Annotated in this window: 18 protein-coding genes; 11 read left to right on the top strand and 7 right to left on the bottom strand. The window is 69.1% G+C overall.

Annotated elements, in window-relative coordinates:
- Positions 1–236: 236 nt before the first annotated feature.
- Positions 237–971 carry an SDR family NAD(P)-dependent oxidoreductase gene (locus OG558_RS21140; protein ID WP_405071784.1) on the top strand — a complete coding sequence of 245 codons (735 nt, stop codon included), beginning with the start codon at positions 237–239 and terminating at the stop codon, positions 969–971.
- Here the strand turns inward: OG558_RS21140 and OG558_RS21135 are convergent.
- Positions 948–2,438: an FGGY-family carbohydrate kinase gene (locus tag OG558_RS21135; protein ID WP_405071782.1), complete on the bottom strand. Its 1,491-nt coding sequence runs from the start codon at positions 2,436–2,438 to the stop codon at positions 948–950. The two genes, OG558_RS21140 and OG558_RS21135, sit on opposite strands and share 24 nt — an antisense overlap.
- 131 nt (positions 2,439–2,569) lie before the next feature.
- On the opposite strand from OG558_RS21135, the gene OG558_RS21130 reads away from it, so the two are divergent.
- The 5 genes from OG558_RS21130 to OG558_RS21110 are packed head-to-tail and all read left to right on the top strand — an operon-like array spanning position 2,570 to position 9,367.
- Positions 2,570–3,862 carry a sugar ABC transporter substrate-binding protein gene (locus OG558_RS21130; RefSeq protein WP_329474642.1) on the top strand — a complete coding sequence of 431 codons (1,293 nt, stop codon included), beginning with the start codon at positions 2,570–2,572 and terminating at the stop codon, positions 3,860–3,862.
- Positions 3,862–4,749, top strand: a complete 888-nt coding sequence (locus OG558_RS21125; RefSeq protein ID WP_405071781.1) for a carbohydrate ABC transporter permease — start codon at positions 3,862–3,864, stop codon at positions 4,747–4,749. The genes OG558_RS21130 and OG558_RS21125 overlap by 1 nt, the downstream gene beginning before the upstream one ends.
- Positions 4,749–5,660, top strand: a complete 912-nt coding sequence (locus OG558_RS21120; RefSeq protein WP_405071780.1) for a carbohydrate ABC transporter permease — start codon at positions 4,749–4,751, stop codon at positions 5,658–5,660. The genes OG558_RS21125 and OG558_RS21120 overlap by 1 nt, the downstream gene beginning before the upstream one ends.
- Positions 5,657–8,107: a beta-galactosidase gene (locus OG558_RS21115; RefSeq protein WP_405071779.1), complete on the top strand. Its 2,451-nt coding sequence runs from the start codon at positions 5,657–5,659 to the stop codon at positions 8,105–8,107. The genes OG558_RS21120 and OG558_RS21115 overlap by 4 nt, the downstream gene beginning before the upstream one ends.
- Before the next feature lie 12 nt (positions 8,108–8,119).
- Positions 8,120–9,367: an ROK family protein gene (locus OG558_RS21110; RefSeq protein WP_405071778.1), complete on the top strand. Its 1,248-nt coding sequence runs from the start codon at positions 8,120–8,122 to the stop codon at positions 9,365–9,367.
- Here the strand turns inward: OG558_RS21110 and OG558_RS21105 are convergent.
- Positions 9,364–11,256 (bottom strand): ABC transporter ATP-binding protein, encoded by a 1,893-nt coding sequence (locus OG558_RS21105; protein ID WP_405071777.1) that lies wholly within the window; start codon positions 11,254–11,256, stop codon positions 9,364–9,366. The two genes, OG558_RS21110 and OG558_RS21105, sit on opposite strands and share 4 nt — an antisense overlap.
- An 88-nt stretch (positions 11,257–11,344) precedes the next feature.
- Between OG558_RS21105 and OG558_RS21100 the strand changes: the two genes are divergently transcribed.
- Entirely contained in the window at positions 11,345–11,770 is a 426-nt protein-coding gene (locus tag OG558_RS21100) for a MarR family transcriptional regulator (RefSeq protein WP_329474636.1), read from the top strand.
- Positions 11,771–12,212: 442 nt separating this feature from the next.
- On the opposite strand, the gene OG558_RS21095 is transcribed toward OG558_RS21100, so the two are convergent.
- Positions 12,213–12,872, bottom strand: a complete 660-nt coding sequence (locus OG558_RS21095) for a LuxR C-terminal-related transcriptional regulator (protein ID WP_405071776.1) — start codon at positions 12,870–12,872, stop codon at positions 12,213–12,215.
- The gene (locus OG558_RS21090) at positions 12,860–14,821 is read right to left on the bottom strand and encodes a histidine kinase (RefSeq protein WP_405071775.1); all 1,962 of its coding nucleotides are present in this window, start codon (positions 14,819–14,821) and stop codon (positions 12,860–12,862) included. The genes OG558_RS21095 and OG558_RS21090 overlap by 13 nt, the downstream gene beginning before the upstream one ends.
- 142 nt (positions 14,822–14,963) lie before the next feature.
- On the opposite strand from OG558_RS21090, the gene OG558_RS21085 reads away from it, so the two are divergent.
- Entirely contained in the window at positions 14,964–15,584 is a 621-nt protein-coding gene (locus OG558_RS21085) for a hypothetical protein (protein ID WP_405071774.1), read from the top strand.
- Here OG558_RS21085 and OG558_RS21080 read toward each other — a convergent pair.
- Positions 15,578–16,492 (bottom strand): 2-dehydropantoate 2-reductase, encoded by a 915-nt coding sequence (locus OG558_RS21080; RefSeq protein ID WP_405071773.1) that lies wholly within the window; start codon positions 16,490–16,492, stop codon positions 15,578–15,580. The genes OG558_RS21085 and OG558_RS21080 overlap by 7 nt on opposite strands.
- Before the next feature lie 55 nt (positions 16,493–16,547).
- On the opposite strand from OG558_RS21080, the gene OG558_RS21075 reads away from it, so the two are divergent.
- Genes OG558_RS21075 through OG558_RS21065 form a run of 3 tightly spaced genes read left to right on the top strand, consistent with a single transcriptional unit; the run spans position 16,548 to position 18,615 of the window.
- On the top strand, positions 16,548–17,075 hold the full coding sequence (locus OG558_RS21075; protein ID WP_405071772.1) for a CGNR zinc finger domain-containing protein: 528 nt from the start codon (positions 16,548–16,550) through the stop codon (positions 17,073–17,075).
- Between the two features lie 53 nt (positions 17,076–17,128).
- Positions 17,129–17,662, top strand: a complete 534-nt coding sequence (locus tag OG558_RS21070) for a hypothetical protein (protein ID WP_405071771.1) — start codon at positions 17,129–17,131, stop codon at positions 17,660–17,662.
- Positions 17,659–18,615 (top strand): alpha/beta hydrolase, encoded by a 957-nt coding sequence (locus OG558_RS21065; protein WP_405071770.1) that lies wholly within the window; start codon positions 17,659–17,661, stop codon positions 18,613–18,615. The genes OG558_RS21070 and OG558_RS21065 overlap by 4 nt, the downstream gene beginning before the upstream one ends.
- A gap of 29 nt (positions 18,616–18,644) precedes the next feature.
- Here OG558_RS21065 and OG558_RS21060 read toward each other — a convergent pair whose 3' ends face one another.
- Positions 18,645–19,310, bottom strand: a complete 666-nt coding sequence (locus OG558_RS21060; protein ID WP_329474629.1) for a hypothetical protein — start codon at positions 19,308–19,310, stop codon at positions 18,645–18,647.
- Positions 19,295–20,191 (bottom strand): LysR family transcriptional regulator, encoded by an 897-nt coding sequence (locus OG558_RS21055; protein WP_405071769.1) that lies wholly within the window; start codon positions 20,189–20,191, stop codon positions 19,295–19,297. Before OG558_RS21055 ends, OG558_RS21060 begins: the two co-directional genes overlap by 16 nt.
- Positions 20,192–20,243: the final 52 nt, after the last annotated feature.

The following is a 20,243-nucleotide window of genomic DNA, read 5'->3' as shown; positions in this document are numbered from 1 at the left end:
TCGGTACATGCATGGACCGACGCTGACACAAGTGTCCTGTAACAACCTCCGACTCTGAGTGTCTGCTGAGAACTCCGTGTGTGGTCAGGGGGTTGCGAGGGGTCAGAAACGCCGACAGGGGTTCGATCTGAGCACTTCACGACGTAGGCTGCTCCTGCATCGGGGGAACGGTGGGGCGCTGCAGGGGGGAACTGCATGATGCTGGACTTTGGCCTGCCCTTGGGCAGGTGCACGCGATGATTCCGTTGCGACGGATTCTGGTCTGGATCTCCGGTGCATCGGCCGGGCTCGGCGCCGCTCTGGCGGCGACCCTCCCGTTCGACGCGGAACTCGTCGACATCTCTCGCCGCGGCGGTACGCCGGGAGCCCACCACGTCGCGGTCGATCTGGCCGACCCGGACTCGTGGCCGGTGGTCGCGGCGGACTTCAGGCAGCGACTGGACGAGTACTCCCCGGAGATGGTGGTCTTCGTCCACAGCGCCGGCACGCTCACACCGCTGGGTCCGGCCGACCGCGTCGACACCGCGGAGTACACGCGCAACGTGCTGCTGAACTCGGCCGCGGCCCTGGTGCTCGGCCAGGCGTTCCTCAGTGCAGTCTCCGGCCGTGACTGCGAGCAGCACCTGATCATGATGTCGTCCGGTGCCGCCAGCCGACCGCACGAAGGCGAGTCGAGCTACTGCGCCGCCAAGGCCGCGATCGACCAGTGGGTCCGCACGGCCGGCCTCGAGCAACAGCGGCGAGATCCTGGCTGCCGGGTGATCTCGATATCACCGGGCGCGGTCGACACCGACATGCAGGCCGAGTTGCGCGCCTGCAACGACGACCAGGTGCCGGAGGCCAGCCGCTTCCGCGAGATGGACGCCCAAGGCCTGCTGTCCAAGGCGGAGGACATCGCCCGGACGATCTGGTCGACGCTCGACCGCGACCTCGACAACGGCAGCGTCCTACACATCCGCGATCTGACCTGAGCGCGCCAGCCGGTGGATCTGCGCACGAGTCGCCGGATACAGCTCCGTGTAGGTCTGGAAGAGCTCCCCGTACGTCGAAGCCGTCGACGGATCGGGACGGACCACGTGATCGGGTCGGGCCCAGTCGGTGTCCGGCGGGACCAGCCCGATCCCGATCGCCGCCAGCAGGGCATCGCCGTACGACGCTCCGATCGTCTGCGCAGGCACCTGCTGCTCCAGCCCGCACACGTCACTCACGATCTGCGTCCACAGCCCACCCTGCGTACCGCCGCCGACGGCAACGATCCGCTCCGGCCGCCCGGCCGCTTCCTCGAGAGCGCCGATGATCTGCCGCACCCCACAAGCGATTCCTTCGTACGCCGCTCGCAGCAGGTGACCACGCCCGTGCCGCAGCGTAAGTCCGGCGATCACACCACGGGCCAGCGGATCGTAGATCGGCGTACGCTCCCCGCTGAAGTACGGCAGCAGCACCAGCCCCTCACTACCAGCCGGAACGGCGGCCGCCTCCGCGACCAGCGTCTCGAACGGCACTCCACCGGTCAGATCCTGCAACCACGTGGTGATCGTCCCGGACGTCGCCATCCCGGCCGCCAGGGTGTGGGATGAGGGCTCGACGCCTGACGTCGTCCAGAGTCCACTGACACTGGTCGGTGCGGTCAGCACCTGGACGAAGAACATCGTCGAGCCGTACATCAGCATCAGGTCGCCAGGACGCCGCACCCCAACGCTGAAGGCTTCCGCCCAGGCGTCGACCGTGCCCGCAACCACCGGAGTCCCCTCGGCCAGTCCGGTCTCCGCAGCCGCGACGCCTCGCACCACGCCGACCTGCTCGGACGGCCACACCAACCGTGGCAGCGCCAGACCCGGCAGCACAGCTTCAACCCAGTCCGTGGCCCAGTCCTGCGTGCGGATGTCGTAGAAGGGATCGCACTGGCTCGCAGTGTGGTGATCGAGCACCCACTCACCGGTCAGCCGGGCCACGACGTACGTATGCGCACTGAACCATCGATCCTGCGGTTGCCAGTCCTCCCCTGCCTCCCGCCGCAACCACGCCAGCTTCGGTCCGATCGCCTGACTGGACAGGTCCTTGCCACAGCGTTCGAGGATCGCGTCCGCGCCGAGTTGCCCGGTGATCTCCTCGATCTCCCGGGTCGCGCGGGTGTCGACGCCGTACAGGATCGCCGGCCGCCGCGGCCGCAGCTCGGCATCGGTCTGTACGACGCATGGTCCGAGGCCCGAGACACAGACGGCGGCGATCTCCGCGTCCGGATGCGCAGACGTCAGCTCGGCGAGGACGTCCACGACGTCACCCCACCAGTCGCGGTCCGGGTCCATCTCGGCCCAGCCCGGCTGCGGCAGGCTCGGCGCGTGCTCGCGCCGGGCGACCACCCGCACCGTGCCGTCGAGCGTGGTCAGAACAGCCTTGGTACTGCCCGTGCCGATGTCGACCCCGATCACGAAGCTCATCCGGCAACCCTAGAGTCCGGCCGCCTGGTCACGGTTTGGACATCTGCCGGGCGAGGTCTTGTCACGGGTTATTCCAATGGTTAGTTTAACCGCCACTCTAATCATGCTGGGCTGGGCGGAAGAGGTGTGCGATGGGAACAGCGTTCTCGCGGCGGGGGTTTCTCGGGATGGGACTGGCGGCCGGCGTCATCACGCTGACGGCCTGCGGATCGGACAGTGACAAGAGCTCGTCATCGGGGAACGCCACCGCCGCCGACCTGGTGATGACGGTGTGGGGCGGGGAGAGCGACAAGACGGCGTACCAGAAGCGGATCGACCTGCTGGTGAAGAAGTTCCCCGAGCTGAAGGTGACGCTGCAGCTGATCCCGAACGACGGGTACGCCCAGAAGGTCCAGACGATGATTGCCGGCGGCAAAGGCCCGGACATCATGCAGGTCGCCGAGAGCGTCAACGTCTACTCGAGCAAGAACCAGATCCAGCCGCTCGACGACCTGGCGACCAAGGCCGGGATGGACCTGGAGAAGCGGTTCGGCGCGATCGGCAAGCTCTACTCGTACCAGGACAAGGTCTACGCGATCCCGGACCGCTCCGGCGCCATGATCGTCTTCTACAACAAGGCGCTGTTCGCAGCGAAGGGCATCAAGGCGCCGACCGCGGACTGGACCTGGGACGACGCGCTGTCGGCGTTCAAGGAGCTGTCCGTCCCCGGGAAGCAGTGGGGCTACGCAGGCGGTGGCTGGTGGGCGCAGTGGTGGAGCTTCGTGTACCAGAACGGCGGCCGGATCATCGACGACAGCGGCAAGCCCGCGGTCGCCACCGACGAGGTGATCGACGCGCTGCAGTGGACCGGCGACCTGATCTTCAAGCACGGCGTCGTACCGACCCAGAAGCAGTACGCCGACATGGGCGCGGACGTCGGCGGCGACCAGGCGTTCGCGAACGGCAAGGTCGCGGTCAACACCACCGGCTTCTGGGGCATCAGCGGCCTGACCAAGACCAAGATCGACTGGGACATCGCGCCACTGTGGCGAGGCAAGGAGCAGGCGGTGACCGCGTTCGGCAGCGGCCTGGCCATCTCCCGGACCGCGAAGAACCCGCAGGCGGCGTTCAAGGCGATCGACTTCCTCACCTCGCCGGAGGCGCAGCAGCAGATCATCGCCACCGGCCAGGACGTTCCGGCCAGCCTGGAGGTGCAGAAGAGCGACGCGTTCCTGAAGCCGGCCTGGATGACCAAGCCGGTGAACATGAACGTGTTCGGCGAGTCCAGCGACTTCATCTACCGGGCCCCGTTCATCCCGGCCTGGAACGAGATGCAGAAGGCGTTCGACGACGGGCTGGCCGACTTCTGGCTGGGCAAGCAGGACGCCCGCGCCGCGCTGACCGCGATCCAGCAGCGGCTCGAGTCGATCGTCAAGCCCGGCTGATGTCGACGCTGCGCCGCCGGGAGGCGCTGTGGTTCTACCTGTTCGCGTCACCGTGGATCATCGGGTTCGTCGTGTTCCTGCTCGGGCCGATGCTCGCGTCGGTCTACATCTCGCTGACCGACTGGGACTCGTTCACGCCGCCGAAGTGGGTCGGACTGCAGAACTACACCCGGCTGCTGACCGATGACTCGGTGTTCTGGAAGGCGTTGTGGAACACGTTCTACTACGCCGCGATCTCGGTGCCGCTCGGGCTCGGGATCGGCTTGTGGCTGGCGAACCTGCTGAACAAGCAGGTTCGCGCCCGCAAGGTGTTCCGGACGCTGATCTACCTGCCGACGCTGGTGCCGCTGGTGGCGACCGCGATGATCTTCAAGATGGTCCTCGCGCCGTCCGGCCCGCTGAACGACGTCCTGGGCTGGGCCGGGATCCCCGGGCCGTCCTGGTTGCTGGAGTCGGTCTGGGTGAAACCGGCCCTCATCCTGCTGTCCGTGTGGGGTGCCGGCGGCGCGACCGTACTGTTGCTCGCGGCAATGAAAGGCATCCCGCGGGAGCTGTACGAGGCGGCCGAGGTGGACGGCGCCGGGCCGGTCCGGCAGTTCTGGAGCATCACCGTCCCGCAGTTGACACCGATCATCTTCTTCAACCTGGTGATGGGACTGATCGGCGCGTTCCAGGTGTTCTCCCAGGTCTACATCCTGACCAAGGGCGGGCCGAACAACGCCAGCCAGATGATGGTGCCGCTGCTGTTCGACGAGGCGTTCTCGTTCTACCACCTTGGGTACGCGTCGGCGATCTCGTGGCTGTTGTTCGCGGTGATCCTGGTGTTCACCCTGCTCGCCTTCCGCACCGCCCGGCGCTGGGTGTTCTACGAGACCGAGGTGAAGTGATGGCCACCGCACTCTCCACCGCTGCCGCACCGGTGCGGGAACGAACCACACGCCGGGATCGGGTCGCGGGCGTGTTCCGAGCGACGCCGTTCAGCTATGCGACGCTGATCATCGTGTCCGCGGTGCTGTGCGTGCCGCTGGTGTTCGTGGTGTCGATCGCGCTGTCCAGCGATCAGACCGTCAACGCGAACACCTTCACGATCCTTCCGCGCGAGTTCCACTGGGACAACTTCACCCGGGTGTTCGGCACCGACCTGCCGATGCAGCGGTTCCTGCTGAACTCGGTGATCATCTCGGCCGGCGCGGTGCTCGGCCAGGTGCTGTCCAGCGGACTCGTCGGGTACGCGTTCGCGCGGCTGCGGGCGCCGGGCAAGAACGCGCTGTTCATCATCGTGATCGCGACGATGATGATCCCGGCCCAGATCACGATGATCCCGCAGTTCATCCTGTTCAAGGACCTCGGCTGGGTGAACACCTACCTCCCGCTGATCGTGCCGAACTTCTTCTCCAACGCCTTCAACGTGTTCCTGGTCCGGCAGTTCGTGTCCCGGCTGCCGAGCGAGGTCGACGAGGCGGCGATGGTGGACGGGCTGGGCTTCTTCGGCATCTACCGCCGGATCATGCTGCCGATGCTCGCGCCGGTGCTGATCGCGATCGGCATCTTCACGCTGACCGCGACCTGGGGTGACTTCATGGGCCCGCTGATCTACCTGAACGACGAGGCCAAGATGCCGCTGGCCCTGGGCGTGCAGTACATCACCAGTACGTCGGCCGCACTGCAGGCGCCACCGTGGAACCTGGTGATGGTCGGCTCGATCCTGCTCACTGTGCCGATGATCCTGGTCTACTACCTGGGTCAGCGGTATCTGTACGAGATGGACATCAACGGCGGTAGTGCGGGGGTCAAGTGAGTTCGGTTGCGTTGAACGGCCAGGGCATCGTCATCGACGGCAGGCCGCAGGTCGTGCTGTGCGCGTCGCTGTTCTACTTCCGGCTGCCCCGGGAGCAGTGGCGCGCACGGCTCGAGCAGGTCCGCCGGTCCGGCTATACCTGCGTCGACGTGTATCTGCCGTGGAACTTCCACGAGCTCGCGCCCGGGCAGTGGTCGTTCGACGGCCGTCGGGATGTGGCCGCGTTCCTGGACCTCGCGGCCGAGACCGGGTTGCACGTCATCGCCCGACCTGGGCCGTACATCTGCTCCGAGTGGGACGGCGGCGCGCTGCCGGCGTGGCTCGGGCTCGATCCCGCCGTGCGGGTCCGGCAGAACGAGCCGCGGTTCCTCGCGGCCGTGACGGCCTGGTTCGACCACGTGCTGCCGATGATCGCGGCTCGTCAGCACGGCGCGGGCGGCTCGGTGATCATGGTCCAGCTGGAGAACGAGCTGGACTTCTTCGACTGCGCGGACCGGCCCGGGTACCTCACCGCCCTGCGGGACCAGGCTGTTGCTCACGGCATCGACGTACCGCTGATCGCGTGTGCTGGGCAAGGAGATCTGTTCGGTGCCACCGGCGACGCCGAGGGCGTCGTACCGGCGTGCAACTTCTATCCGAACGACGATTCGCCGTTCATCGAGGAGGAGGTACGTCGCTATGCGGCACTGCTTGCGGACCGCGGGCTGCCGCTGCTGATCACCGAGACGAACCGGCGCCACCGGACCCTGCGGCGGCTGCTGGCCAGCGGTGCGTCGTTGATCGCGCCGTACCTGCAGTCTTCGGGGTGGAATTTCGGCTACACCCCGTCGAGCGGCAACTGGGGGAAGCCGGGCAACTTCATGAGCCACGGCTACGACTTCGGTGGTTATGTGTCGTCGACGGGTGCCGAGCGGCCGGAGTACGCCGAGGCCCAGCTCTTGACACGCGTGCTGGATGCGCTGGGTCCGCGGTTGGCGCTGGCGACACCGGGTGCAGCGGTCGAGGTGACGGCCGACTTCCCGACCAGTTCCGTTCCCTCGGTCCTCGACCTCGACGGTGGCGGGCGGGTGGTTGCCGTACCGAATCTGAACGACACCGACGGGCGTGCGGTCGTCAACGGTGTCTCGGTCGCCGTCGGTGCGGACTCGTGTCCGTTGATGCTGCTGGCTCTGCCGGTTGGCGACCAGACCTTGCGGCTGGCGTCGGCGGACTTGGTGTCGTTGGACGACGGGCTGGTGTTCTGCTCGTCCGTGCCGGTGACCGTTGTCATCGGCAACACGTCGGTGGAGATCGCGGTCGGTTCGTCGCTCGTGGTCGAGGGAGTCCAAGTCACCGTGGAACCACGATCGGAGGTCGTGGCTCCGCAGACGCCGGCGGCGGCGTCGGTCAGTCAGGTGCGGCGACGGTCCACTGTGCCCACGGAGAAACCGGCAGGTACCCATGACCTGCCACCCACGCTGGAATCGCTTGGTGTCTACCGCGGACGCGGCACCTACACGACGACCGCGGAGCTGACCGACGAACTGCTGCTCGTAGGTGCGGCCGACATCGTGGATCTCTCGGTCGGCGGCCGAGTGCGAACACTTGCCGGCTTCGGCGCCGTGGAGCGCATCGACGTCCGTGGCCTCAGCGGCGAGATCCACGCCACTGTGGAGATCTGGGGCCATGCGAACTTCGACGACGCCCGGTTGCCTCCGCTTCGCCTCGGAGCACTGCGCGGCCTCGGCACGCTGTGGACTGTCATCGAGACCCGGGACATCTCCGCATTGTGGACAGTCGACGGCCACTGGGCGGGCGATCCGGCACCGGTGCGCAGCCTGACCGGCTGGAGCAGCACCCGCATCGGTACGCCGGTCACGTACACGCGCCGCCTCGACACGGACACGCCGACCGCGCTGCATCTGGACGGCGTCCGCGAGCCGGTCACCGTGACGGTGGACGACGGCGAGCCGATCGTCGTCCACACCGAGGACCCATGGGCGCTGTTGCCCGCGGGCACCAAGCAGCTCTCCGTGACGATCCCCCACAATCCGAGTGGCGGCGGTCTCCGCGCCGAGTTGCTCACCCTGAATCCGGTGCGCGACTGGACGTGCGCCGTACAGGACGACGACATGCTGACCGCCTTCGCACAGGCCCGCGAACTAGGCGCCGGGATCGACCTTCCGCTGGCGCTGGCACCGGGTGAGGAGACCTGGCTCGACGTCGAGCTTCCAACGTTGGAGAATGGTGTCGTTCTCCGGCCGGAGGGGACCCAGCTGCGCGTCACCGGCTGGGCGTCCGGAGAGTGTTTGGGGCGGGTGTGGGTCGGCGACCGGCCCGCGTTCTCCGGTGGCGATCCCGACGTACTGTGGATTCCGCCGGGATGGTCCGGGCTGACGCTGCTGGTGCGGGGCGTCGACGGGCCGGCCACTCCGGAGCTACGTACGCTACGGCTGGAGCCGACCTAGAAGGGGGACAGAGTGCCGCGGCAGACATCCCGTGACCTGCGCAACGAGAGCCGGTTCGAGGTGCTGCACGCACTGTTCACCCTCGGGCCGTCGACCCGGCAGGAGATCGCCAAACACACCGGCCTGAGCACGGCGACCGTGGCCACCCTGGTGACCCAGTTCCTGGCCGAGGGCGTGCTGCGGATCGCGACCGTCGAGCAGAACACCGTCGGCCGCCCGTACGAGCGGCTCACCATCGACCCCGACCGCGGCCGCATCCTCGGCATCGACGTGGCCGAGACGTACGTCGACGCGACCGTGTACGACGTCACCCTCGGCCCGCTCGGCCAGAGCGAGGTCGCGCTCGACGAGCACCAGAACGGCCAGGCGTACGTCGTCGACGGCATCGTCCGCGCCATCGACGCGGCGGTCGAGGCCAGCGGCACCGACCGCAAGCGGATCATCGGGGCCGGCGTGAGCATGCCCGGCCAGGTCCAGCCGGACGCCGGCGTCTCCGTGTTCGCGCCGAACTGGGACTGGCACGACGTCAAGATCGAGGCCCTGCTCGAGGAACGCCTCGGCATGCCTGTGTACGTCGACAACCCGCTGAAGGCGGTCGCGCTGTCGGAGATGTGGTTCGGCGTCGGCCGGGTGACCAAGAGCATGGCCGTGGTCAACCTCGGCACCGGGGTCGGCGCCGGCATCGCGATCGACGGGTCGTTACTGCGCGGCGCGGCCAACAACGCGGGCGAGTGGGGACACACGCTGCTCCAGCTCGACGGCCGGCAGTGCCGCTGCGGCCGGCGCGGATGTGTCGAGGCATATCTCGGTGTGCACGGCCTCGAGACGACACTGGCGGAGATCGACCCGGATCACCCCGCGCTCCAGCAGCCGCAGCAGCGCGGGTTCGTCGAAGCGGTCGCGGTCGGTCTGGCCGGCGACGACCCGGCTCTGGTGGAGCTGGCCCGCCGTACGGCGCACTATCTCGCGGCGGGGCTCGGTGATCTGGTGAACCTGCTCAACATCCCTCACATCACCCTGACGGGCTGGACCACGGTCGCGCTGGGCGAGTGGCTGATCCCCGCCGTCACCGCCGAACTCCCCGACCACGTCCTGCCCGGCTCGCTGCCGGGCCTGACGGTCGAGGCCTCGCGGGTCGCGGGCAACCCCGTCGCCCTCGGGATGGCCGCGTTCACGCTCGAGCAGTTCCTCGGCGCCCTGGGCCTCGCCAGCCCGGCGAGCGCCCCGACCACGCGCCGGCGGCTCCGGTCGCCCGCTTAGGCTGCCTTCTCGAACTGGGTGGAGTAGAGGTCTGCGTACAGGCCGCCCTTGGCGAGGAGTTCCTCGTGGGTGCCGCGTTCGCGGATGCGGCCCTCGTCCAGGACGAGGATGACGTCGGCGTTGCGGACGGTCGACAACCGGTGCGCGATCACGAGCGACGTACGGCCGACGAGTGCGTTGGCGAGTGCTGCCTGGACAGCGGCCTCGGACTCGGAGTCCAGGTGCGCCGTGGCCTCGTCGAGGATCACGATCGACGGCGACTTGAGCAACAGCCGCGCGATTGCGAGTCGTTGACGCTCGCCACCGGACAACCGGTAACCGCGATCGCCGACGACGGTGTCGAGACCATCGGGCAGGGTGCCGACCAGCGTCGCGATCTGCGCGGCGACGAGTGCTTCGTGCAGCTCGGCGTCGGTCGCTTCCGGGTTGGCGAGCAGCAGGTTGGAGCGGATCGTGTCGTGGTACATATGCGAGTCCTGCGTGACCACGCCGATCACATCTCGCAAGGAGCGTTGGGTGACCTCGCGGACATCGCGGCCGCCGACGAGTACGGCGCCACCGGTCACGTCGTACATCCGGGAGACCAGCGACGACAGCGTCGTCTTGCCGGCGCCGGACGGGCCTACGACAGCGACCAACTGTCCGGGCTCGACGGTGAAACTGACGTCCTTGAGGACGTCCTCGCCGGTCTCGGCCGACAGGGTCGCGACCGACTCCAGCGAGGCGAGCGACACCTCCTCGGCGGACGGGTAGTGGAACGACACGTGGTCGAACTCGATCGACGGCTCGGCGTCGGCCGGCAGCTCCTTCGCGTCCTTGCGGTCGGCAACCATCGGCGGGAGGTCGAGCACCTCGAGCACCCGCTCGAAGCTGACCAGCGTCGTCATCACGTCGACCTGGATGTTGGACAGCGCGGTGAGCGGTCCGTACAGGCGGGTGAGGTACGCCGTGAGCGCGACGACCGTGCCGATCCCGAGCGTTCCCTCCACCGCGAACACGCCGCCGACGCCGTACACGAGGGCAACGGCCAGCGCGGCGACCAGGGTGAGCGAGACGCGGAAGATACTCGCGTACATCGCGGTGGTGACGCCGATGTCGCGGACCCGGGCCGCCTTGCCGGCGAACTCCTTCGACGAGTCCTGCGTGCGGCCGAAGACCTTGGCGAGGACGGCGCCGGCGACGTTGAAGCGCTCGGTCATCGTCTGCGCCATGGTCGCGTTCAGCTTGTAGGTCTCGGCGGTCAGCTCGCGCAACTTCCCGGCCATCAGCCGGGCGGGGATCACGAACAGCGGCAGGACCACGAGCGCGAGCAGAGTGATCTGCCACGACATCACGAACATCGCGCCGAGCACGAGGGTGACGCTGAGCACGTTGCTGACCACGTTCGACAGGGTCGAGGTGAAGGCCTGCTGGGCGCCGAGGACATCGCCGTTCAGGCGCTGGATAAGCGCGCCGGTCTGGGTGCGGCTGAAGAACGCGACCGGCATCTGCTGCACGTGGTCGAACACGGCGGTGCGCAGGTCGTAGACGAGTCCTTCGCCGATCCGCGCGGAGAACCAGCGCTCGCCCAGCGTGACCGCGCTGTTGACGACCGCGAGCAGCGCGACGACGAGGGCCAGCCACACGACCACGTCGGCGCGGCCCGGGACGATGCCGTCGTCGATGATCGCGCGGAACAGCAAGGGGGTGACGGCGCCGGTGCCGGCGTCGAGGGCGACGAGGACGAGGAAGAAGGCCAGGTAGCCGCGGTAGGGGCGGGCGAAGCCGAGGATGCGGCGGAGGGTGCCCGCGGTGAGCTTGTGGTGCCGGACGGAGGAGTCCTTCATCAGCGATCGCATCGCGCGACCGCCACCGCCTCCCCCACCCGGGAGTCCGGAGATCTGTGACATGCAGATACTTTCGGTCGGGGATCAGATATACTGAGCTTACCTCACTATGAGCTAACCTCACAAGATCCTCAACCACTAGGCTCTGGTCGTGCACGCTCCGGATGACTCCGCGGAACAGATCGCGGCCCTGCTCGACGGCATCGTCCGCCGGCAGCGGCGCGCGTCCAGGGAAGGGCTCGGCGAGAGCGTCACCCACGGCCAGTTCCGCGTCCTCCGCACCCTCGACCGCGCCGACCGCGCCCTGCGCCTGAGCGAACTGGCCGCGCAGCTCGGCATCGTCCCCCGCTCGGCCACCTCGGTCGTCGACGACCTCGAGGCCGCCGGCCTGGTCGCCCGTCACCCCGATCCCAACGACCGCCGCGCCACCCTCGTCACCCTCACCCCGGCCGGCACCCAGATCCTCACCACCCTCCGCCACAACCGCCGCGAAGCCATGGCCACCCAACTCACCCGCCTCACCCCCACCGAACAATCCACCCTCATCCACCTCCTCCAACGCCTCACCGACGACTGAGGGATAGCCGGCTCTACTGACATATCCGTGGGTGGTCCCGTTGTGCCGGGTGCCGCAGGGTGGGGAGGATCGGGATCCCGGATCGGGTGGGAGATCCTCCCCAGCCTGGACAGGGCTGCCTCGACCTGGGCGGACGTGGGGCACTCACCAACCCGGTCCGTCGGCCGCCGGGTGCTCGCGGTTGAGCGTGGCGCCTGTGGCGTCGCGTTGTTTGGTGAGTGGTGCGGGTCCGGTCAGTGGCCCGGCATCGCCAAACCGGCCACCGTCTCGGGGCCGGGTGTCGTGGACTTCCAGGCCATCACAGTCACCGAGCCGCTGCGACCGCCTGCGGGGGCGGCGTCGCGCGCGCCTCGTTGTGATGGCCTGGCGGACCGGCCGACGGTACCGGAAAACACCCACCGAACCGGCAAGAGAGCCGGATATGCCATCGAGCGCTGGGTCCTCACCGGCCTCGGTCTGGGGTAGCCGCGCTGAGGTGAGTCAGTACGGCGAGCACCCGGCGGTGACCGTCCTCGGTCTCGGGTAACGACAGCTTGGTGAACACGTGCCGGACGTGCGCCTCGACCGTTCGCTCGCTGAGGTAGAGCCGCTTGGCGATGCCACTGTTCGTCAGGCCTTCGGCCATCAGCTCGAGGACGTCGCGCTCGCGGTCCGTCAGCATGGCCAGCGGATCCCCAGCCCCACGCCGCGCCACCAACCCGGCCACCACCTGCGGATCCAGCGCCGACCCACCCCGCGCGACCCGCTCGGCCGCGGCCAGGAACTCGCCGACATCGAGCACCCGATCCTTCAGTAGATACCCGAACCCACCGAGCGACACGAGCTCGACCACGTGATGGGTCTCGATGTGCTGGGACAGCAGCAGTACGCCGATCTCCGGGTGCGCACTCTTCACCGCCTGAGCCGCCCGGGCACCCTCGTCGCCGAAGCCGGGCGGCATCCGGATGTCCGCCACGACCAGATCCGGCCGGTACGACGTGACCGCCGCGAGCAGCCCGTCCGTGTCGCCGAAGGTCGCCACCACCTCGTGCCCGCCGTCGACGAAGAGCATCTTCAGCCCTTCGCGGAGCAGGACCTGATCCTCGGCGATCACGACCCGCATGGCAGCTCCGCGACGAGCGTCGTACCGGTGCCGGGCCGGCTCTGGATGTGGAAGGTGCCGCCGAGCGCCGCGACCCGATCGGCCAGGCCGGTGAGCCCGGTGCCGCGACGGGCCGCGGCTCCACCCACGCCGTCGTCGACCACGCGCACGACCAGCCGCTCGAGGTCCTGGTCGGCGATCAGATCGACGCGCGTGGCGTTGGCATGCTTGACCGCGTTGGTGAGACCTTCACAGCAGATGAAGTACGCCGCGGCCTCGATGCCGGTGTCGAAACGCTGGTCGGGCATCCGCACCGACACCGGCAGCGGAGCACGACGCGCGAGTTCCTGACAGGCGGGGGCGAGACCGGCATCCAGTTGCGCGGGCGGCAGACCGCGAGCCAACTCGCGGAGCTCACCGATCGCCACGGTCGCCTCGGCGACCGCGCCGTCCAGCGTGACCCGGACGTCCGCGGGTGGCGCCGCTCCGAGTTGGTGCTGCGCGTGGCGGAGCGCGAGGCCGATAGACACCAGCCGCTGCTGGGCGCCGTCGTGCAGATCGCGTTCGATCCGGCGGCGTTCCGCGTGCCCGGCGGCAACGATCCGGGCCCGGGAGGCCTTCACCTCCACGAGTTGGACGTTGAGCTCGGCGCGCAGCCGCGCGACCTCTACGGCGAGACCACCGTCCTCGACAACCCGGCGCAGCAGGTCCGGGCCGATCCCGCCGGTGCCGTCGTACAGAACCACGCCGATCGGCTGGTCGCCGCGTTCGATCGCGATCCGGTGCCGGCCGTCGGCGTCGGCGCGGGTCGTGCCGGCCAGGTCGACGTACCGGCGGCTCTCCGGCAGGAAGACGAGGAGGTCGAGACCGGGGTCGCCGAGGATCTCGCGCAGGACGGCTTCGACGTCCTCCGGTGCGCGGCGGCCCGAGCGGACGTCTTCGAGGAAGCCGGCCATCCGCTGCAGGGCGTCGTACCGGGCCCGGTTGAAGCGGCGGTCGACGGCGTCCTGGATCCGGCCGCGCAACGGGCGGAACAGCACGGCGCACACCAGCGTCGCGATGGCTGTGGTCCAGGCCGAGCCCCGGCCGAGAAAGGCGCCCAGGGCAACGGTCACGACGGCGTACGCCGAAATCAGCAAGACCGTCAGGCCCGCGTACGCGACGGTCCGGCTGATGAACAGATCGATGTCGTAGAGCCGGTAGCGCAGGATCGCGGCACCGGCGGCGAGCGGCAGGCCCGAGAGTGCGAGGGCGGCGATGACGCCGGCCAAGGGGGTGACGTACCAGAGCAGGAAGGCCGTCGGCAGAGCCACGCCGGCGACGGACGCGGCGAGCACGAACCACTTGAGTTGCTGGCGTTCCAGGCCGGTCGAGCGCCGGAAGCGGACGGCAAGTGAGACGACCGCGCCGATCAGCGCGCCGAGGAACAGCGGCATTCCGATGGCGAGAAGGGCACCGGTCGGCAGCGACTCGACCGCCCACGGGTTGTGGCCACTACTGAAGTCCCGGCCCCTGGCTGGACTCAGCGACCAGGCGACCATGCTGAGCACCAGACCGGCCGCGGCGATCCACGGCAGCGGACGCCAGCGCCGGCTCGGCAGCTGGCCGGTCGGGAAGAGCAGGAAGGTGAGTGTCCAGCCGAAGCCGCTCGGCAACCAGCTGACAGCGGAGATCCCCTCGCCGACCGGACCGCCGGCCCAGCCTTCGGCGGCGGCCCGGAGTCCCCAGCCCTGGGCCAGGTCCGCGGCGAGTGCGTTGAGCAGTCCGAAGCCGCAGAACAGCCAGCCGATCGCGTTCTCCGGATGCCGCCGGGCGATCAACGCTCCCGCGCCGACGGTGGTCACACCGATCGCCGCGTACAGCAGCGTGTCGTAGACGGGTTCGAGCCGCCACGACAGGGCGATCGCGGCGATCTCCGCGACCACGGTCACTCCGAACAACACAGCCGGTAACGGCCGGCGCCCACGCACGCCACCATCGTGGCAGCGCCGGACGATCCCGCCAACAGTGCTGGCACTGACGCGGTTTCGCGCGCCGATCGGCGTACTGACGCCGATGCGCCGGGCAACCGCCGAAACCTAGCGTCGAAGCACACTTCGAAAGGTGGGAATCATGAACCGCAAACTCGCAGTCATCGGTCTCGTCGGCGCCGTCCTGACGACCCTGTCCGGCATCGCCGTGGAGGTGCTGGTCAAGCCGGCCTCCGACGTCTCCGACACGATGTGGAGCTACCCCTGGAGCAGCGACGCCATCGTTCCGGTCTCCATCCTGTACGCCGGGTTCCACCTGCTCGTTCTCCTCGGCATGCTCGCCGTGGTTCGCGCGATGGGGAGCCGCGGCGGCCGGATCGGCGCGATGCTCGCGGTGGCGGGGACCTTTGTCCTCCTCGTCGCGGAGCTCGCATCGATCCCGATCGCCGGCCAGCGGCTGGACGACACCGGCCCGCAGATCGTCGGCCCGGTGTTCGGCCTCGGGGTCGCGCTCACCGCGGTCGGGTTGCTCGTCGCCGGCGTGGCGGTGCTGCGCTCAGATGACTGGACGGGGTGGCGTCGTTACGCGCCGCTGGCCGCTGGCATCTGGTCCTTCCTGTTGATCGGCGTGAGCATGACCAGCGCCATCGCACTGGGCGTCGCTATCTACGGCGTCACGCTGTGCGTCCTGTTCGCAGCCGTCTACCCACACCAGTCGACCGTCTCCTCCGAACCTCAGCTCCGGGCCCGCATCGATCACTGAGGGGTGGTCCGCGCGGCGGCCAGTTCGTAGAGGAAAGTGTTGACCGGAGTGGGGACCCCGGACTCGCGTCCAAGGCGGACTACCGCTCCGGTCCACGCCTCCAGCTCGGAGGGCCGGCCGGCGATCAGGTCCCGTTGAAGAGACGTGGTGCCGTCAGCCGGCAGCTGGTCGATCCAGGCAAGGGTTCTGGGTACGACGTCCGCCGCGAGAGCGATGCCGCGTGCCAGGGCCACGTCGCGGATCTCGGTGGTTGCCTCGGTGAGGAGCCGGCGGGTGCCGGGTCGCGTGCGGAGGACGCCGTACCCGGCTCCGGTCGCCGTACCGAGGCCGCCGCTCGGAACGACGGACAGGAACTTGGTCCACAGGCCGGCCCAGATATCGTCAGGGACGGTCGCTTGGAGGCCGGCGTCGACGAAGGCGTCGCGCAGCCGCTCGGAGCGGGGTGTCGGCTGGTTGTCCCACTCGCCGAAGGTCAGCTTGCCGTTGCCGAGGTGGCGGATGATCCCCGGACCATCGACGTACGCGATCACCTCCGCGGCACCCGGCAGGACCGCGGCGCGGCCGTAGACCGCAGCCACCTGGTCCGGCGCCTCAACACCGTTCTGGACCGTGACGATCGGCGTCGCATCGCCGACCAGCGGACCGATCGTGGTGATCACCTCGGGCAGTTGCCAGGTCTTCACACAGACGAGCACATAGTCGGCCTCACCGAGCTCGGCCGGGTCGGCGGTGGCTCGCACCGGCGAGAGCTCCAGGTCACCGGCCGGACTCCGCACCACCAGCCCCTGGGACCGCAGCGCCTCCAGGTGCTTGCCGCGCGCAACAAAACCGACGTCCTGCCCGGCCGCGGCCAGCCGGGCACCGAAGTACCCACCGACGCCACCCGCTCCGACGATCGCGATCTTCACAACCCACTCCTCGGTTACCGGTTTATCTGGTAACACCGATGATAGACTAAGTCGCATGAGCTTCACCTGGGTGGGCGGCCGGCCGTCGGTCGACTTCACCGCGACCCTCGGCAAGCGCCGGCAGACCCCGTTCGAGCGAGTCCCGGGAGCTTCCGACCTGGGCCGCTGGTTCCACGCCGCCGGCCTCGCCGATCACCCCGTCGCGGTCTCGCCCCGCACGTTCACCCGGGCCCTCGCACTCCGCGAAGCCCTCTACCGCCTCTTCACCGGTACGACGCTCGCCGCGGACGTCGACCTGGTCAACCACTGCAGCGCCCGCCCGCTCCCCGGCCCCCGCCTCACCCGCGACCTTCGAGCCGAGAGCACCACGACAGACGCCGCCGGCCTCCTCAGCGTGCTCGCGCGGGACGCGGTCGACCTCCTGACCGGGCCTCTCGCAGACCGGATCCGCGCCTGCGCCGCCGACGACTGCTCCCTGCTGTTCGTCGACGAGAGCCGGGCCGGCCGGCGGCGCTGGTGCTCGATGAACACCTGCGGCGCCCGCGCGAAGATGGCGCACTATCGCGCGGCTCGGGTGGATTGACGACATTCTGCAGTCCAACCGGTAGACGACCCGCGGCATGGTTCAGTGGGCGCATGCGTACACCGAAGACTTCTCCGGTCGAGGCGGCACAGCTGCTCCGAACCGACCAGGAGCTCCTGCTGACCCGCATCGACGGACGGACCGAGGCCGAACTGCGAGCGCCGTACCGGGTGACGGCCGGCCCGCTCGGCCACTTCTGCGACTCGTTGCACGACCTGGTCGCGCACATCCTGATGTGGGACGAGATCACCCTCGCCGTACTCCGGGACGCCAACGCCGGTCGCCTGCACTGGAGCATCGACCCGCGCTGGGAGACGGCCGAGATCGGCAGCGCTCTCAACGTCGGCGGCGTCGAGGCCGGTCGCCACATCCCGTCCGACCTGCTCCGGCACCGCTTCGACAGCGTCGGCGCGGCACTCGTCGCCGAGATCGAGCAGTACGACGAGAAGTCGTGGTCGGACCCGTCGACGGGCGGCGGGTTCGACGGCGGCGTCGGCGCGCTGGCCGAGTACGCCTCCACTCCGCCCGACGGCATCGTGTTCGGCCACGCCGCCCGCCACCTCCAGCCGGCGCCGGTCTCCGCATGACGGCCGAGATCGTCGACAGCCCGCAGTTCGCGGCCGAGACCGACCAGCTGCTGAAATTCTTCGCGAACCAGCCCGGAGGCCCCGACCTCGACCCCTATCAGGCCCTGTTACTCGATCGCGAGGAGCTCCCGGACCCGGAGCTGGCCGGCGAGTGCGATCCGCGGACTCACCCCGAAGACCTCACCATCACCTTGCCGGACCGCCGCCTCGAGGCGCGCGTCTATCGTCCGCTCACCTCCGGTCCACGGCCAGTTGTGCTCTGGTTGCATGGTGGCGGTTTCATCGGTGGAGATCTTCGCGACATCGAGTACGCGACCTCGGGAATCGCTGTCGCAGGCAACGTTATCGTTGTCTCGCTCAACTATCGGCTGGCGCCCGAGAACCCTTATCCAGCAGGGCTTCACGACGTTCGCGACAGTCTCGACTGGCTCCGCGAGTACACAGCTGAGCTCAAAGGTGACGGCAGGATCGCGGTCGGCGGTCAGAGTGCGGGCGCCGCACTCGCCGCCGGCGCCTGCCTGCTCGCGCGCGACGAGGGCACTCCGCTCCCCGACCGGCAGATCCTCTGCTACCCATCCCTCGACCTGGACCAGGACACCGAGTCGTACCGGTCGTTCGACGGCACATTCCTGAGCATCGCCCCGGGTGGTTGGTCCTCGACGCAGTACTTCCCCGACGGCGACCTCCCCGCCGCGGCCGTACCGCTACGGGCAGCCACGGTCGCCGCCCTGCCGCCCGCACTCGTCCTCGCCGCCGGACGTGATCCGCTGCGTGACGATGCGCGCACCTATGCGAACCGGCTCGGGCAGGACGGCGTACCGGCGCGGCTGGTCGAGTACGCGGACACGATGCACGCGTTCCTCAACTTTCCCGCGGCCCTGTCGGCCGGGCGGCACGCGGTCGAGCTGATCGGCGCCGACCTGCGGACGACGTTCAACGGACCCCGCCCATGAGGCCGGGCCGCCAGGGCGAGCGCCCCACCTCAGCTGGTGTGCGGGATGAAGAACTTGGCCGGATCGCCGGCGGCTCTGGCCCCGGACTGGATCCAGGCGGCGAACGCGTCTGGACTGCGTCGCTCGAGCTCGTCGAGGTACGCGCGGCGGACGTCGGCCATCGCGGACCGGTGGTCGGCCGTCGAGGAACTCTGCAGCCGGGTGAAGCTCCGCCGCCACGCCAGGCAGATCTCCTCGTCACTCAGCTCGCACAGGCTGCGCGCCACCGCCGACAGATATCGAGGTGTGGGTAGCGGTGGTGGGGGCACGTCCTGCGACTGACGCTTCGGCTCGGCCGGCTGGCGGGCGGCAGGCCGCAGCCGGGCGAGCACCGGCGGCGACAAGGTGATGATCAGCCCGACCAGGACCAGCGTCTCCAGGCCCACCGCCGCGGCGAACCCACAGATCGCCAGCACCAGCAGACCGCCGAGAACGGCCAAGCGAGGTGTCGATCGGATCAAATCCGCCGACGGCAACTCCCGCGCGAGGCCGACCTGCAGAGCGGCCGCCCCGGCCACCGCGGCCGCGACCAGGAAGGCCACCAGGTTGGTCGACAGGCCGACGAACACGATCGCCGAGGCCAGCCCGATCGTGGCCAGCAGCACGACGGCCGCTCGCCAGATCCGGTCGTAACGCGATGCTAGGCGCTCCCGCATGCGGACCTAGTGCCCATTGCACCGGATCTCAACACGCCCTGCAACGCCTCGACGAAGGCCGTGGTGGCCGGCGGGTCCGGTGGGTCGCCGTACGTCGCGAGGTAGATCCGGCGTACGACGGACAGCTCGGTCGCCTGCACTCCGTCCAGATGGTGTGAGCGCAGCGCCAGACCCGGCATCGTGGTGACTCCGAGACCAGCCGCGACGAAGGCCTGCTTCACGATGATGTCGTCGCTGGTGTAGGCGATGCGCGGCGTGAACCCGGCGTCCGCGCAGTGCTGGAGCAGTTCCTGCCGGCAGTTCACGCACCCCGCGATCCAATCCGAGTCCCGGTGGTCGGTGAGGGTCTCTCCCGTACGGCGACTCAATAGCTGCACGGGATCGTCGAGGAGATAGGTGTACCGAAGCCCGTCGTCCGGGACGTCGTCGTCGTACCGAAACAAGATCGCAAGGTCGATGTCGCCCGCGCGCAGCTGTCGTGCCGCGACGACCGGGTGGGCGTCGGCCAACTCGAGCTCGAGGTTCGGATGCTCGCGGCGCAACTCAGCGGCGGCCGGCGGCACCAGGACGCTGAGCGCTGAGGAGAACGCCCCGACCCGGACGCGCCCGGACTGCAGACCGACCAACGAGGCGAGCTCCGCGTCGGCCGCATCGACGCGGCCGACGATCTCGGCCGCCCGACGCGCGAGCACCTCGCCTTCGGGCGTGAGCCGGATGCCACGGCCGACCCGCTGGACCAGCTTCGCGCCGGTCGCGGCCTCCAGCCGGGCGAGGTGATGACTGACGGTGGGCTGGGTGTAGTGCAAGGCCTCGGCCGCCGCGGTCACCGAACCGTGGGCGGCGACCGCGGCCAGCACGCGCAGCCGGACGAGATCGAGCATGGATCGATGGTATCTATGCGTTCGAGCCGAGATTGGCATTAGACGCATGCAC

Source organism: Kribbella sp. NBC_01510 (assembly GCF_045040325.1).
Lineage (GTDB): Bacteria > Actinomycetota > Actinomycetes > Propionibacteriales > Kribbellaceae > Kribbella.
The sequence above is the reverse complement of the archived record's forward strand: the minus strand, read 5'-3'. Positions and strand labels throughout refer to the sequence as shown.

Coding starts and splice junctions, on each gene's coding strand:
- OG558_RS21140 (WP_405071784.1), top strand. CDS start 237: ATGATTCCGTTGCGACGGATTCTGGTCTGGATCTCCGGTGCATCGGCC.
- OG558_RS21135 (WP_405071782.1), bottom strand. CDS start 2,438: ATGAGCTTCGTGATCGGGGTCGACATCGGCACGGGCAGTACCAAGGCT.
- OG558_RS21130 (WP_329474642.1), top strand. CDS start 2,570: ATGGGAACAGCGTTCTCGCGGCGGGGGTTTCTCGGGATGGGACTGGCG.
- OG558_RS21125 (WP_405071781.1), top strand. CDS start 3,862: ATGTCGACGCTGCGCCGCCGGGAGGCGCTGTGGTTCTACCTGTTCGCG.
- OG558_RS21120 (WP_405071780.1), top strand. CDS start 4,749: ATGGCCACCGCACTCTCCACCGCTGCCGCACCGGTGCGGGAACGAACC.
- OG558_RS21105 (WP_405071777.1), bottom strand. CDS start 11,256: ATGTCACAGATCTCCGGACTCCCGGGTGGGGGAGGCGGTGGCGGTCGC.
- OG558_RS21095 (WP_405071776.1), bottom strand. CDS start 12,872: ATGCGGGTCGTGATCGCCGAGGATCAGGTCCTGCTCCGCGAAGGGCTG.
- OG558_RS21085 (WP_405071774.1), top strand. CDS start 14,964: ATGAACCGCAAACTCGCAGTCATCGGTCTCGTCGGCGCCGTCCTGACG.
- OG558_RS21075 (WP_405071772.1), top strand. CDS start 16,548: ATGAGCTTCACCTGGGTGGGCGGCCGGCCGTCGGTCGACTTCACCGCG.
- OG558_RS21070 (WP_405071771.1), top strand. CDS start 17,129: ATGCGTACACCGAAGACTTCTCCGGTCGAGGCGGCACAGCTGCTCCGA.
- OG558_RS21065 (WP_405071770.1), top strand. CDS start 17,659: ATGACGGCCGAGATCGTCGACAGCCCGCAGTTCGCGGCCGAGACCGAC.
- OG558_RS21060 (WP_329474629.1), bottom strand. CDS start 19,310: ATGCGGGAGCGCCTAGCATCGCGTTACGACCGGATCTGGCGAGCGGCC.
- OG558_RS21055 (WP_405071769.1), bottom strand. CDS start 20,191: ATGCTCGATCTCGTCCGGCTGCGCGTGCTGGCCGCGGTCGCCGCCCAC.